The organism is Ideonella sp. (assembly GCF_041287625.1).
GTDB lineage: Bacteria > Pseudomonadota > Gammaproteobacteria > Burkholderiales > Burkholderiaceae_C > Ideonella.
The window spans coordinates 146,615-158,897 of the sequence record NZ_JBGGNH010000058.1 but is presented as its reverse complement, the minus strand read 5'-3'; the positions used below and the strand labels follow the sequence as shown (position 1 = coordinate 158,897).

The following is a 12,283-nucleotide window of genomic DNA, read 5'->3' as shown; positions in this document are numbered from 1 at the left end:
GCACGCTCGCGCGAGCTTGTGCGCTACCGCCTTGATGGCGACCACGGCCAGCGCGCTGGCGCACTTCTTCTGATACCAGCGCTTGATCGCCGCGTCGTAACGCACCGCGAAGTGGGCCGCCTCGATGAAGGCCCAGGCCAGGTGCTTGTTGCCGCACTTGGCGTTGCCTTCGCCCTTCTTCTTGCCGTTCGATTCGCGCCGGCTGTCGACCGTGCGCGCGTACGAGGCGAAGTTGCCTGGGCCGTCGAAGCGGCCGACATCACCGGTTTCCAGCGCGATGGTCAGAGCCAGCACCTGGCCGATGCCGCTGACCGTCTTGAGCGCCTGGTAGTCCTCGCGCAGCTTGGCTTTGGCCAGGATGCTGCGCTCGAGCGCATCGACCTGATCGTCCAGGCAGCGCATGACCGCCAGGTTGGCCTTCAAGGCCTGCTTTTGTTCGTCCAGCAGCGGCATCGCGTCAATGTGCTCAGGCGTCCAGCGCTTGATCTCGTTGCCGCCAGCGTGGGTGCCCACGTTGCGTGCGATCAGGTTGCCCATGCTCAGGATCTGCGTGCTGCGCTGGCGAACGAGTTGGCCGCGCTTGCGCAGCAGATCGCGCACGGCGCGCTGCTCTCGTGGATAGATATAGCCAGTGGGCAGGATCCCCAAGCGCATCAGATGCGCCAGGTGACGCGCATCGCTGAAGTCGCCGCTGTGCTTGAGGCCTTCGTACTGCTTGACGGCGGCCGTGTTGACGAGGTGAACCACAAACCCGGCGTCCTGCAGGCCGTCGACCAGCCAGTACCAGTTGTAGGTGGACTCCACCGCCACGCCCACGGGCGTGCTCGGGCACGACCGCAGCGCCGCGATGATCGCCGCCAGCTCGTTGGGCAGGCGCTTGGCAAACACCACGCAGCCCTGCTCGTCGAGCACGTTCACGACGCCGTTGTTGGAGTGCAAGTCAATCCCCGCATACAGTTCCATGTCGGTCTCCTTCGTGGGCTCCATCGGTTGAATCGCAATCCAAACGATAGGCCCGTGAACGGAGGCCGACGCCTCGGGCTAGATGTTTATCAGGTCTTGCGTTCCAACGCTCCGACCGATGTATCGAGTCTGTACGGAACATAGACGTACAATCCTCTCCTACAGCAAAGGATTGCCATGGCCACCGTCGAACCCAGCCGCACCGCCCGCGTCGAGGCCCGCATCGCGCCTGATGTGCTGGCGGTCGTCCGCCGTGCAGCGGAACTCCAGGGGCGCAGCGTGAGTGATTTTCTGGTCGCCGCCGCGCTGAAAGACGCCCAGCGCACGATCGAGGAGGCCCAAATCATCCGCCTGTCGGTGGACGACCAGCAGCGTTTCGCCGATCTGCTGCTCAACCCGGCGCCGCTCGCGCCAGCCATGAAGCGCGCACTCGAGTCCCGCAAACGTCTGATTGCCGGCGCGAAGTGACGGCACCGTTTCGGGTTGAAATTCTCGGGCAGGGGCACGACCGGAATGCGTTCTCTTGCGGCGTTGCGGTCCTGGACCCATACCTGGCCCGCCAAGCCAACCAGGACATTCGGCGCCGCGTCAGCGCCTGCTACGTCGCCATCGAAGCCAGCAGCGGCAGGATCGCCGGTTTCTATACCCTGGCGGCCAGCGGAGTGCCGCTCACCGATTTGCCCGAGGCCCTGTCCACGAGGCTGCCTCGCTATCCGTCCGTTCCGGTGGCACGAATCGGACGCCTGGCGGTCGATCAAGCGTTCCACGGCCAGAAGCTGGGTGGCGCGCTGCTCGCAGACGCTGCGATGCGCGCAGTGCGATCTGAGGTCGCCGTGTTCGCGCTGGTGGTCGATGCCAAAGATGACTCAGCCGAAGCGTTCTACCGACACCACGGTTTCGAGGTTTTTGGCAGCCAGGTCAGGCAATTGATCGTGTCACTGAAGCACTTCGCATTCGAAGCGAAATAGCGAACCGCAGCCAGTGCACCTGGCGCACAGCATGCGAAGCCTGTCCCGGAACAGCTCGCTTTCGCAGGCGCCCTCGCCCGACTGACCTTCTCGCTGACGTCATCCGCCGCCCCTTCGGCGACCGGAAATGCCCAATTTTTGGGTAGCCATGGGTTCAATGGCAGGAATCAATCCCCGACCCTTCGGATGGGTCCAAGCTGGGCAGGTCGTCCCCTGGTTCACGGAGCGAAGCTCGGCGAACGCGGAGCTGCGGAGTCAGGGTCAGAACTGCGGGTTCAGCGCTGCGGCGGCGAGCGGCTTGCGGGCCGGAGCGAAGCGTTCAACGTTCCAGCCAGTTCTCGCACTTCAGGCCGCGGATTCGATTGAATTCGTGCGTGTTGTCGGTCACCAGCGTGCAAGCGAGCGCCTTCGCATGTGCTGCAATCAGGAGATCGTTCATGCCGATGGTCTGGCCTGCGGCCTCCAAGTCGGCGCGGATGGCGCCGTATTGGACATCCGCAGGGATGTCCAAAGGCAGCACCGGTATCGCGGCCAGCAGGCTTTCCACCTTCGCGAGCAGTTTGGGCGAGCCCTTCTTGGCGCAGCCATAGCGCAACTCGGCTGCCACGACGATGCTCGTGAAAATTGCTTTGGCCCCGATGTGCTGAACGCGCTGGGCAGCGGCACCAGCCGGGTTGCGAATCAAGTCGCTGATGATGTTCGTGTCGAGCAGGTAGGTGCTCAAAACACGTCCTCCGGCCGGGCTGGCGCGTCCTTGATGAACGGCAGTTGGTCGTCAGGCCCCAGGGGTTCCTCCAGTCTCCACGCCGCCAGCAAATCGACGAGATTCGAGGGTCCCAGCATGGGCTCGATGATCAGCTTGCTGCCATCGCGGTGGATCAGCACGCGATCCCCCGGCAACTCGAATTCCACAGGAATTCGGATCGCTTGGCTGCGATTGTTGCGGAACAACTTGGCTTCCCTGGCCCGGGATGGGGGAGAGGCAGTCGACATGGTCGCCCTTCAAACAAGCATATGGTCATTGTATATGCCACAGCGACCCGAATCATCGAGACGCGACAGCGCAAATGGGGGAAACAGCCATCTTCGTGACGAGGGACAAGGCCTTTTCGCGTGTGCCGGGTGGACTTGCATTGGACGACTGGACGCAAGCCATCTCTTGACTGCCCCGACACCGCGCGGCCAGTGACAATGCGCCGTACTTGCTTGTCAGCGCACCCATGAATCGCCCGCTCGCGTCATTGCCCCTGGTTCTGGCGGCCCTCTTCGCCCTCGCCGCCCCCTCCCTCCTCTCCTATTCCCTCAGCCCCTCCTCCACGCTGCTGAACCAGTTGCTGGCTGTTGGCGGTTGGGGCGCGGTGTTGTGGCTGCTGGACAGCGGGCCGAGGCGCAGCAGCCTGGGTGCGCTGGGCTTGCCGTTGTGCATGCTGGCCATACTGGCAGCCGGGATCGCGGTTTCCTGGTTCGGCATGCTGCCGGACTCGATGGCGCTTTCGGCGGCGCTGATGCTGGCCTGCGCTGCGGCCGTGATGCTCGCGGCCCAGGCGGACGACGGCACGGTGGACGGGCCGTTGTTGTGGCCGGTGCTGGCTGGCGTGCTGCTGGCAGGTTTGCTGAGCGGCGTGATCGCGCTGATCCAGGTGTTCCTGCCGGGTTGGACGGAGGGCTCGGGCTGGATCGCCAAGTCCGGGCTGGTGGGCCGGGCGGTGGGCAACCTGCGGCAGCCGAATCACTTGAGCACCTTGCTGCTGTGGGGCTTGATTGCGCTGGTGCCGCAGGCGGATGCGGGGCGGGTGCTGGGGTGGCGGCTGTCGGGTACGGTGGCGGCGGCGCTGGGCAACTTGATGGTGTTGGCTGTCGTGCTGACGGCCTCGCGCACGGGGCTGGTCGGCGTGGTGCTGCTGGCGCTGTGGGGCCTGCTGGACCGGCGGCTGCGCAAGCCGTTGCGCTGGGCGCTGATGGCCGCGCCGATGGTCTATTTCCTCTGGTGGCTGTTCATGGCGGGCTGGGCGCACGAGACGGCGCACACCTTCGGCGGCGAAGCCCGGCTGGGCGAGAGTGACCTGTCGGCCTCGCGCTTTGGCATCTGGGGCAACACGCTGAAGCTGATCGCGGCCAATCCGTGGACCGGCGTGGGCTTCGGCCAGTTCAACTTCGCGTGGACGCTGACGCCGTTTCCCGGCCGGCCGGTGGCCTTCTTCGACCACACGCACAACCTGCTGCTGCAATTCGCGGTGGAGTTGGGCATTCCGGCGGCGCTGCTGCTGACCGGACTGCTCGTCTGGACCCTGGTGCAGTGCTTCCAGCGCTGCTGGTCTGCGCAAGGTGCCAGCGGTGCAGGCGCGCGCGCAGCGCTGGTAATGGTGTTGCTGGCGGGTCTGCACAGCATGCTGGAGTACCCGCTCTGGTACGCCTACTTCCTGCTGCCCACGGCCTGGGCGCTGGGCCATGCGCTGCGCCGGCAGACGGTGCCACTGCCGGCGGCAGGCGACAGCGAATACTTCGTCTCGCCCCCTGCTGCCACGCCGGACAGCGTGCAGGCCTCGACCCATGCGCCTTCGTCGCTGTGGGCCGAATCGCGGGCCTTCGCGGCGCCTTCCGCACCGCTGTCCTTCGCCCGGCGCTGGCTGCTGCCGATGATGGGCGCGCTGATGCTGGCGGGCGCGCTGTTCGGGTACTGGGACTATCGCCGCGTCTCGGCGATCTACGCGCCGGGCAGCAGCACGCTGTCGCTGCCGGAGCGCATCTCGATTGGCCAGTCGTCCTGGCTGTTTTCGCACCATGCGGACTATGCCGCCGCGACCACGGCCGAGCCGCCGTCGTCAGCGATGGGCGCGTTTGCCGCGACCACGCATTCGCTGCTGGACACGCGGCTGATGGTGGCCTGGGCCAAAGCGCTGAACGAGTCCGGCCATGGGGACAAGGCGCGTTACCTGGCCGCGCGGCTGCGCGAGTTCCACAACCCGGCCTCGGACGACTTCTTCGCGGCGTGCAATTCAGCGCCGGCAGAAGGCAGCGCACGACCGTTCCAGTGCGAAGCGCCCAGCCAGCCGCTGAGCTGGCGAGACTTCAAGCCCTGAAGCTTAGCCGGCGACCCAGTGGCCGCTCTTGCCGCCCTGCTTTTCCAGCAGCTGGATGCCTTCCATCACCATGCCGCGGTCCGCTGCTTTGCACATGTCGTAAATCGTCAGCAGGCCGACCTGCACGGCGGTCAGCGCTTCCATTTCGACGCCTGTGCGGCCCACGGTTTCGGCGACCACGGTGCAGTGCACGGCGCTGGCCACCTCGTCCAGATCGAAGCTGACGGCCACGCGCGTGAGCGGCAGCGGGTGGCACAGCGGCACCAGTTCGGACGTTCGCTTGGCGCCCTGGATTGCGGCGATGCGGGCAATGCCCAGCACATCGCCCTTCCTGGCCTGGCCGCTGGCGATCAACGCCAGCGTGGCAGGCAGCATGCGGATGCGGCCGGTGGCGCGGGCCACGCGGTGGGTTTCGGGCTTGGCGGCGACGTCGACCATGTGGGCCTGGCCCTGGGCGTCGAAGTGCGTCAGCGGGGAGTCGGTGTCTGGCATCGGGGGCTTTGTGCGGCAATGCCTTGTCAGGCTCGGGGGAAGGCCGCAACAGGCGGGTGACAAGTCGGTGCGATGATAGCGGGCGAACTTTTTCAGGGCGGCGCAGGTCTGCCTCAGACCCCGGCCCGCTGCGAAGGATGGTGTTGTTGCCTTTCCGTCAGATCTTCCGCGTGACTTCTCGTGAGCTCATGCCCGCGCCTGCGCACCCGCTGCGCCGGCCTTCGCTGTCCCCGGCATTCCGGCTGCGCCCGCTGGCGCGCACGCTGGCTCTGGCTGCGCTGTGCTCGCTGCTGTGGACCAGCGGCGGCCCGCAAGGCCAGCCCTTGCAGGCGATGGCGCAAGTCAACCTGCCGGCACTCGGCGATTCCGTCTCCAGCGATTTCGACATCATGGACGAACGCCGGCTGGGCGAGCGCATCATGCGCGAGATCCGCCATGACCCGGAGTACCTGGATGACCCACTGCTCAGCGACTACCTGAATTCGATCTGGCAGCCGCTGCTGAACGCAGCCCGCAACCGCGGCAACATCAGCGCCGAGCAGGACGCCAACTTCCCGTTCGAGACCTTCCAGGTGCTGGACCGCTCGATCAATGCCTTTGCACTGCCCGGCGGCTATGTTGGCGTGCACCTGGGCCTGATCGCGATGACCACCAGCAGCGACGAGCTCGCCTCGGTGCTGGGCCACGAACTGACGCACATCACGCAGCGCCACATCGGCCGCAGCATGGTGAACGCACAGCACCAGAGCATCGCGACCATTGCCGGCCTGGTGCTGGGCATGATTGCCGCCACGCGGGCGCGCAGCGTGGACGCGGCGAACGCCGTGATCATCGGCAGCCAGGCGGCCGCGGCGCAGGGCCAGCTGAACTTCTCGCGCGAAATGGAGCGCGAGGCCGACCGCATCGGCCTGCAACTGATGAGCTCGGCCGGCTTCGCATCGGCCGGCATGGCGGGCATGTTCGAGAAGCTTGAGTCCAGCTCACGGCTGAACGACAGCAACCAGTACCCCTACCTGCGCAGCCATCCGCTGACCATCGAACGCATCAGCGAAGCCCGCCTGCGCATGAACAGCAACCCGTCCACCCGCCCGCCCAGCTTGGCGGTGCACGCGCTGATGCAGGCGCGCGCAAGGGTGTTGATGGACGGCGCAGAGCCCGCGCTTCGCAAGCTGCAGACCGTTGCCGGCCCCGGCTCGCCCGCGGTCGACGAAGCCAGGCTGGGCGCGATCTACGCCGGCGCCATGGCCTCGATGCGGCTGCGCGACTTCCCGCAGGCGCTGCGCCTGGCCGACAGCGGCCTTGAACTGGCCAAGCGGCAATACGCCCGTGAACCGATTGCCGCGCGGGACTTCGCGTTGCTGCGGCTGGAGATCGAAGGCGGTTCGGGCAAGCCTGGCGAGTCGCTGACCGCCGCGCTCGACAGCCTGGGCAACGACAACTCGCGGCCCAACCTGCTGGCACGCGCCCAGGCCGCCCAGGCCTGGCAGCGCGCAGGCGACGCAGCGGCGCCTGCAGCCCTGCGCAACAGCATGGAAGCGCTGCAGACCTGGGTCACCGAGCACAAGCAGGACGCGCTGGCCTGGCTGGCACTGTCTCAATGCGCGAATGCGCAGGGGCAGCGCCTGCGCGCGCTGCGCGCGGACGCAGAGGCGGCGGCGGCGGTGGGCGACGTGCTGGGCGCCGTGGACCGCTTCCGGGTGGCCCAGCGCATCGCCAAGGAAGACCCCGGCTCCGATTACGTCGAAAGCTCCATCATCCAGTCGCGCCTGCGGGACCTGGAAGCCGAGCGTCGGCGGATGTTGCTCGAACGGGATTAGATGAAGCACCCGGTCTCGCGAGTACGCAAGACCACCCTCCAAGAGGGTTGCGGGGCCGCTTGGGAGCGGCCCGGCGCTGGCCCCGCTGGCATGGCGCACCCGGCCTCGCTCGCATGGCACACCCGGCCTCGCTGGCATGGGGCACCCGGCTTCGCGGATACGCGAAGCCACCCTCCGAGAGGGTGGCCGGTCGCCTTGGGAGCGGCCCGGCGGCGACCGGCTGAAGGCCCGCGAAGCGACCCGCCCCCCTTCAATCCCGGCTGAAGAGGGCCTCGACCGCGACGTCGATCACCATGCCGCACAGGCTGTAGAGCAGCGAGCCGATCAGCGCGGCGCTGAAACCGGCGACGTTGAAGCCCTGCAGCAGCGACGCGGCCCAATAGAACATCAGCGCGTTGATGACAAACAGGAACAGGCCCAGCGTCAACAGCGTGACCGGCAAGGTCAGCAGCACCAGCAGCGGACGCACCAGCGTATTGAACAGACCCAGCACCAGCGCGGCAATCATCGCGCTGCCAAAACTCGCCACGCTGACGCCGCCGTAAAGGTTGGCAACCAGCAGCAAGGCAGCGGCCAGCAGCAGCCAGCGGACCAAGAGCTTCATGACATGTGCCCCATGTGCTGTCGAGAGGTGGCCATTGTGAGGTCAAGCTGAGGCCAACTCACTTGTCTAGTCAACAGCAATCGCGCCCGAATGGCATGCCGATCAGCAAGAAATGGTGTTTCCCCCGAGAAAATACCTGTGACGGTATATGTTTTGCGGGGAGAAAGCCGCTCGAACGTTGCGGGGCGGCAAAAAAGGCGATTTACCTGGGGGGAAAGCAATGTTTACGAGGGAAAACGGCTTCTCAGCCCCCCGTGCAGGCATTACCATTCCGACCGCTGTGGCACTGCAGAGAATCGAAGGCTCATGCGGCTTTCGCCCAGGCCCGGCACATCAACTTTTTTTTGATGGAGAGAATCCAAATGGCAACTGCGAAGAAGGCCGCTCCGGCCAAGAAGGCCGCCGCTCCCGCGAAGGCTGCTCCTGCGAAGAAGGCAGCGCCCGTCAAGGCCGCCGCTCCGGCAAAGGCAGCGCCGGCCAAGAAGGCCGCTGCTGCTCCCGCCAAGAAGCGCACCCCGAATGCAGCCTTCATGAAGGCCATGACGCCCAGCGCCACGCTGGCCGCCGTGATCGGCGACAAGCCGATGCCGCGCACCGAGGTGACCAAGAAGGTCTGGGAGTACATCAAGAAGAACAACCTGCAAGACCCGTCGGCAAAGACCATGATCAATGCCGATGCCAAGCTGAAGGAAATCTTCAAGAAGCCGCAGGTCTCGATGTTCGAGATGACCAAGCTGATCAACGGTCACCTGAGCTGAAGACTGGCCCGGGCCTCACGGCCTGAAGCCATCTGAAAGCCGGCCTCGCGCCGGCTTTTTCGTTTCCGAACGCGGTGGCCCTGCGGCTGCTCCTGCGCGGGCCCCGCACCGGCCACCGAGCATGTCAGCCCGCTTCTTCGAGCAGCGGCTTCAGGAAGCGGCCGGTGTGGCTGCCAACGCAGGCGGCAATCGTCTCGGGCGGACCTTCGGACAGCACCTGCCCGCCACCCGAGCCGCCTTCGGGTCCCATGTCGATCAGCCAGTCCGCCGTCTTGATGACGTCCAGGTTGTGCTCGATGACGACGATGGTGTTGCCGGCGTCGCGCAACTGGTGCAGCACCTTCAGCAGCAGCTGGATGTCGTGGAAGTGCAGGCCGGTGGTCGGCTCGTCGAGGATGTAGAGCGTGCGGCCGGTGTCGCGCTTGCTCAGCTCCAGGGCCAGCTTCACACGTTGGGCTTCACCGCCGGACAGCGTGGTCGCGCTCTGTCCCAGCGTGATGTAGCCCAGGCCCACGTCCAGCAGGGTCTGCAGCTTGCGCGCCAGCGTGGGCACGGCGCTGAAGAAGGCGTGTGCGTCCTCCACCGTCATGTCCAGCACCGCGGCGATGTTCTTGCCCTTGTAGAGCACTTCCAGCGTCTCGCGGTTGTAGCGCCGGCCGTGGCAGACGTCGCAAGGCACGTACACGTCCGGCAGGAAGTGCATCTCGACCTTGATCACGCCGTCGCCCTGGCAGGCCTCGCAGCGGCCACCGGAGACGTTGAAGCTGAAGCGCCCGGCGCCGTAGCCGCGTTCGCGCGCGGCCGGCACTTCGGCGAACAGCTCGCGGATGGCGGTGAACAGCCCCGTGTAGGTGGCCGGGTTCGAGCGCGGCGTGCGGCCGATCGGGCTCTGGTCGACGTTGATGACCTTGTCGAAGGCCTCCAGGCCTTCGATCGCGTCGTGCGCCTCCGGCTCGGCGTGGCTGTTGTAGAGCTTGCGGGCGACGGCGGTGTAGAGCGTGTCGTTGACCAGCGTGCTCTTGCCTGAGCCTGAGACGCCGGTGACGCAAGTGAACAGGCCCACCGGCAGCTCGACCGTGACGCCCTTCAGGTTGTTGCCGCGCGCATTGACGATGCGCAGCACCTGCGCCGGATCGGGCGCGCGGCGCTGCTGGGGCACGGCAATGCGCAGCACCCGGCCCAGGTACTGGCCAGTCAATGAATCGGGATGCGCCGCAACCTCCGCCGGCGTGCCTGCGGCAATCACATGCCCGCCGTGCTTGCCAGCGCCCGGGCCCATGTCCACGCAATAGTCGGCCGCGCGGATCATGTCCTCGTCGTGCTCGACGACCAGCACGCTGTTGCCCAGGTCGCGCAAATGCTGCAGCGTGCCGATCAGGCGCTCGTTGTCGCGCTGGTGCAGGCCGATGCTGGGCTCGTCCAGCACGTACATCACGCCGGTCAGCCCCGAGCCGATCTGGCTGGCCAGGCGGATGCGTTGCGACTCCCCGCCGGACAGCGTGTCGGCGCTGCGGTCCAGGCTGAGGTAGTTCAGGCCCACGTCATTGAGGAACTTCAAGCGCGAGCGGATCTCGCGCACCACCTTGTCAGCGATCTCGCCCTTGGCACCCGTGAGCGACAGGCCGCTGAACCAGGCCAGCGCCTCGGCCAGCGTCAGGTGCTCGGCCTGGTAGATGGGCAAGCCCTTGTTGCCCGGCTGGCCGGGAATGAAGACATTGCGCGCCTCGCGCCGCAGGCGGGCGCCGCCGCAGTGAGCGCAGGGCTTGGCGCTCTGGTAGCGCGCCAGGTCCTCGCGCACCGCGACCGAATCGGTCTCCTGGTAGCGCCGCTCGAAGTTCGGGATCACACCTTCGAACGGGTGCGAGCGCTTGACGCTGCGCATCTTGCCGCCCTTGCCTTCGGCCTCGTAGACGAACTCGATCTCGTCTTCGCCGGAGCCGTACAGCACCGTCTTGCGGAAGCTTTCGGGCAAGGACTCGAAGGGTTCGTCCAGCTCCACCTTGTAGTGCTTGGCCAGGCTTTCCAGCATCGAGAAGGTGTAGGCATTGCGCCGGTCCCAGCCCTTGATCGCACCGGAGCCGAGCGACAGCGACGGGAAGGCGACCACCCGCTCCGGGTCGAACACCGTCTGCACGCCCAGGCCGTCGCAATGCGGGCAGGCACCCATCGGCGCGTTGAACGAGAACAGGCGAGGCTCCAGCTCGGGCAGCGAGTAGCTGCAGATCGGGCAGGCAAACTTGGCCGAGAACAGGTGTTCCTTGCCGCTGTCCATCTCGAAGGCCAGCGCGCGGCCTTCGGCGCTGCGCAGCGCCGCTTCGAAGCTCTCGGCCAGGCGCTGCTTCATGCCGTCCTGGGTCTTGAGCCGGTCGATCACGACGTCGATGTCGTGCTTCTCGGCCTTCTTCAGCGCTGGCAGGTCACTGGCTTCGACGATCTGGCCGTCGACGCGGAAGCGCACATAACCCTGCGCCTGCATGTCGGCAAACAGCTCGACGAACTCGCCCTTGCGGTCCCGCACCACCGGCGCGAGGATCATCAGCTTGGTGCCTTCGGGCAGCGCCAGCACGGCATCCACCATCTGGCCCACGCTTTGCGCCTGCAGCGGCAGGTCATGGTCGGGGCAATACGGCGTGCCGGCGCGGGCGTAGAGCAGGCGCAGGTAGTCGTGGATCTCGGTCACCGTGCCGACGGTGGAGCGCGGGTTGTGGCTGGTGGCCTTCTGCTCGATGGAGATCGCGGGCGACAGGCCCTCGATGACGTCCACGTCCGGCTTGTCCATCAACTGCAGGAACTGGCGCGCATAGGCGCTCAGGCTTTCGACGTAGCGCCGCTGGCCTTCGGCATACAGCGTGTCGAAGGCCAGGCTGGACTTGCCCGAGCCCGACAGGCCGGTGATGACCACCAGCGCATGTTTCGGCAGGTCCAGGTCGATGTTCTTCAGGTTGTGCGTGCGCGCACCGCGCACCGAAATCTTGGTGGCAAAGGCCACGGCAGGATTGACCGGCTTGGCGGAAGGAAACGGAGGAACGGACGGGGACGAAGCGGGAGTCGACAAGGGCATGCGCGGCAACTGGCGCCCGGCGGGAATCGCAAGGCAACCGGGCATGATACAGAGCGAGGCCTTGCCTTGCAGGTCCCGGCCTGACCACCCGGGGCGGGAGCCCGACGAAAACTCCGGGTTTGCGCCAATGACTTGGTACTTGTTCGCGCGAAGATCCGGATTCGTGAAAAAAGTTGCAGGGGAGTACGCATTGGCTGTCATCCAGCTGTCGGCGGCTCACGTTGAGCCAGCCAGACAGCGGAGGGGCCACAGAGCCCGCCAGAAGTAGTTCGAGGACCCATCACCATGCAAAAGTCAGCTCAACCCCAAAAAAAGTCCAACCGCAGCGACCGCCAACGCATGGAGCCGCTGCAGGAAGACAAAGGCCAGAAGTTCGAACCCTTCTGGTCCGCCGCCTTTGGCAGCGATCGCCGCAGCCAGGCCCGGATGCTGAAGTCCGACCAGAAGCGTTGACCGCGCGCCGCTCAGCCCGGCGCTCAACAATTCCCCCTCGACGGGCCGCCATGTGCGGCCCGTTGGCATTTCTGCCCGACGATGAAC

The 12,283-nt window shown here is 66.3% G+C and carries 12 protein-coding genes; 6 read left to right on the top strand and 6 right to left on the bottom strand.

Going from position 1 to position 12,283, the window contains the following annotated elements; all coding sequences use genetic code 11:
- On the bottom strand, nt 1-963 hold a 963-nt coding region (locus ACAH41_RS21900), incomplete at its 3' end, for an IS110 family transposase (protein ID WP_370538463.1).
- A 177-nt stretch (nt 964-1,140) separates the two neighbouring features.
- Here ACAH41_RS21900 and ACAH41_RS21895 point away from each other — a divergent pair.
- Both ACAH41_RS21895 and ACAH41_RS21890 read left to right on the top strand, forming a co-directional pair.
- Nucleotides 1,141-1,431 (top strand): DUF1778 domain-containing protein, encoded by a 291-nt coding sequence (locus tag ACAH41_RS21895; protein ID WP_325655801.1) that lies wholly within the window; start codon nt 1,141-1,143, stop codon nt 1,429-1,431.
- On the top strand, nt 1,428-1,931 hold the full coding sequence (locus tag ACAH41_RS21890) for a GNAT family N-acetyltransferase (RefSeq protein ID WP_325655800.1): 504 nt from the start codon (nt 1,428-1,430) through the stop codon (nt 1,929-1,931). The genes ACAH41_RS21895 and ACAH41_RS21890 overlap by 4 nt, the downstream gene beginning before the upstream one ends.
- Before the next feature lie 319 nt (nt 1,932-2,250).
- Here ACAH41_RS21890 and ACAH41_RS21885 read toward each other — a convergent pair whose 3' ends face one another.
- Together ACAH41_RS21885 and ACAH41_RS21880 are read right to left on the bottom strand one after the other, a co-directional pair.
- Complete coding sequence (locus ACAH41_RS21885; RefSeq protein WP_325655799.1) at nt 2,251-2,655, bottom strand: type II toxin-antitoxin system VapC family toxin; 405 nt, start codon at nt 2,653-2,655, stop codon at nt 2,251-2,253.
- Nucleotides 2,652-2,924 (bottom strand): antitoxin, encoded by a 273-nt coding sequence (locus ACAH41_RS21880; RefSeq protein ID WP_325655798.1) that lies wholly within the window; start codon nt 2,922-2,924, stop codon nt 2,652-2,654. Before ACAH41_RS21880 ends, ACAH41_RS21885 begins: the two co-directional genes overlap by 4 nt.
- 227 nt (nt 2,925-3,151) lie before the next feature.
- Here ACAH41_RS21880 and ACAH41_RS21875 point away from each other — a divergent pair, with 227 nt between their 5' ends.
- Nucleotides 3,152-5,011: a Wzy polymerase domain-containing protein gene (locus tag ACAH41_RS21875; RefSeq protein ID WP_325655797.1), complete on the top strand. Its 1,860-nt coding sequence runs from the start codon at nt 3,152-3,154 to the stop codon at nt 5,009-5,011.
- Nucleotides 5,012-5,014: 3 nt separating this feature from the next.
- On the opposite strand, the gene moaC is transcribed toward ACAH41_RS21875, so the two are convergent.
- The gene (gene moaC / locus ACAH41_RS21870) at nt 5,015-5,503 is read right to left on the bottom strand and encodes a cyclic pyranopterin monophosphate synthase MoaC (RefSeq protein ID WP_325655796.1); all 489 of its coding nucleotides are present in this window, start codon (nt 5,501-5,503) and stop codon (nt 5,015-5,017) included.
- Nucleotides 5,504-5,673: 170 nt separating this feature from the next.
- On the opposite strand from moaC, the gene ACAH41_RS21865 reads away from it, so the two are divergent.
- The gene (locus tag ACAH41_RS21865) at nt 5,674-7,320 is read left to right on the top strand and encodes a M48 family metalloprotease (RefSeq protein WP_370538462.1); all 1,647 of its coding nucleotides are present in this window, start codon (nt 5,674-5,676) and stop codon (nt 7,318-7,320) included.
- Nucleotides 7,321-7,570: 250 nt separating this feature from the next.
- On the opposite strand, the gene ACAH41_RS21860 is transcribed toward ACAH41_RS21865, so the two are convergent.
- On the bottom strand, nt 7,571-7,924 hold the full coding sequence (locus tag ACAH41_RS21860; RefSeq protein WP_325655794.1) for a phage holin family protein: 354 nt from the start codon (nt 7,922-7,924) through the stop codon (nt 7,571-7,573).
- A gap of 362 nt (nt 7,925-8,286) precedes the next feature.
- On the opposite strand from ACAH41_RS21860, the gene ACAH41_RS21855 reads away from it, so the two are divergent.
- Nucleotides 8,287-8,682 carry an SWIB/MDM2 domain-containing protein gene (locus tag ACAH41_RS21855; RefSeq protein ID WP_325655803.1) on the top strand — a complete coding sequence of 132 codons (396 nt, stop codon included), beginning with the start codon at nt 8,287-8,289 and terminating at the stop codon, nt 8,680-8,682.
- 124 nt (nt 8,683-8,806) lie between these two features.
- Here ACAH41_RS21855 and uvrA read toward each other — a convergent pair whose 3' ends face one another.
- Nucleotides 8,807-11,743 carry an excinuclease ABC subunit UvrA gene (gene uvrA, locus ACAH41_RS21850; protein WP_370538461.1) on the bottom strand — a complete coding sequence of 979 codons (2,937 nt, stop codon included), beginning with the start codon at nt 11,741-11,743 and terminating at the stop codon, nt 8,807-8,809.
- 285 nt (nt 11,744-12,028) lie between these two features.
- On the opposite strand from uvrA, the gene ACAH41_RS21845 reads away from it, so the two are divergent.
- Nucleotides 12,029-12,196 carry a hypothetical protein gene (locus tag ACAH41_RS21845; RefSeq protein ID WP_325653760.1) on the top strand — a complete coding sequence of 56 codons (168 nt, stop codon included), beginning with the start codon at nt 12,029-12,031 and terminating at the stop codon, nt 12,194-12,196.
- Nucleotides 12,197-12,283 lie beyond the last annotated feature (87 nt).

Bases quoted from the DNA above. Each gene is read 5' to 3' on its own strand.
- ACAH41_RS21895 (WP_325655801.1), top strand. From the start codon at position 1,141: ATGGCCACCGTCGAACCCAGCCGCACCGCCCGCGTCGAGGCCCGCATC.
- ACAH41_RS21880 (WP_325655798.1), bottom strand. From the start codon at position 2,924: ATGTCGACTGCCTCTCCCCCATCCCGGGCCAGGGAAGCCAAGTTGTTC.
- ACAH41_RS21875 (WP_325655797.1), top strand. From the start codon at position 3,152: ATGAATCGCCCGCTCGCGTCATTGCCCCTGGTTCTGGCGGCCCTCTTC.
- moaC (WP_325655796.1), bottom strand. From the start codon at position 5,503: ATGCCAGACACCGACTCCCCGCTGACGCACTTCGACGCCCAGGGCCAG.
- ACAH41_RS21860 (WP_325655794.1), bottom strand. From the start codon at position 7,924: ATGAAGCTCTTGGTCCGCTGGCTGCTGCTGGCCGCTGCCTTGCTGCTG.
- ACAH41_RS21855 (WP_325655803.1), top strand. From the start codon at position 8,287: ATGGCAACTGCGAAGAAGGCCGCTCCGGCCAAGAAGGCCGCCGCTCCC.
- uvrA (WP_370538461.1), bottom strand. From the start codon at position 11,743: ATGCCCTTGTCGACTCCCGCTTCGTCCCCGTCCGTTCCTCCGTTTCCT.
- ACAH41_RS21845 (WP_325653760.1), top strand. From the start codon at position 12,029: ATGCAAAAGTCAGCTCAACCCCAAAAAAAGTCCAACCGCAGCGACCGC.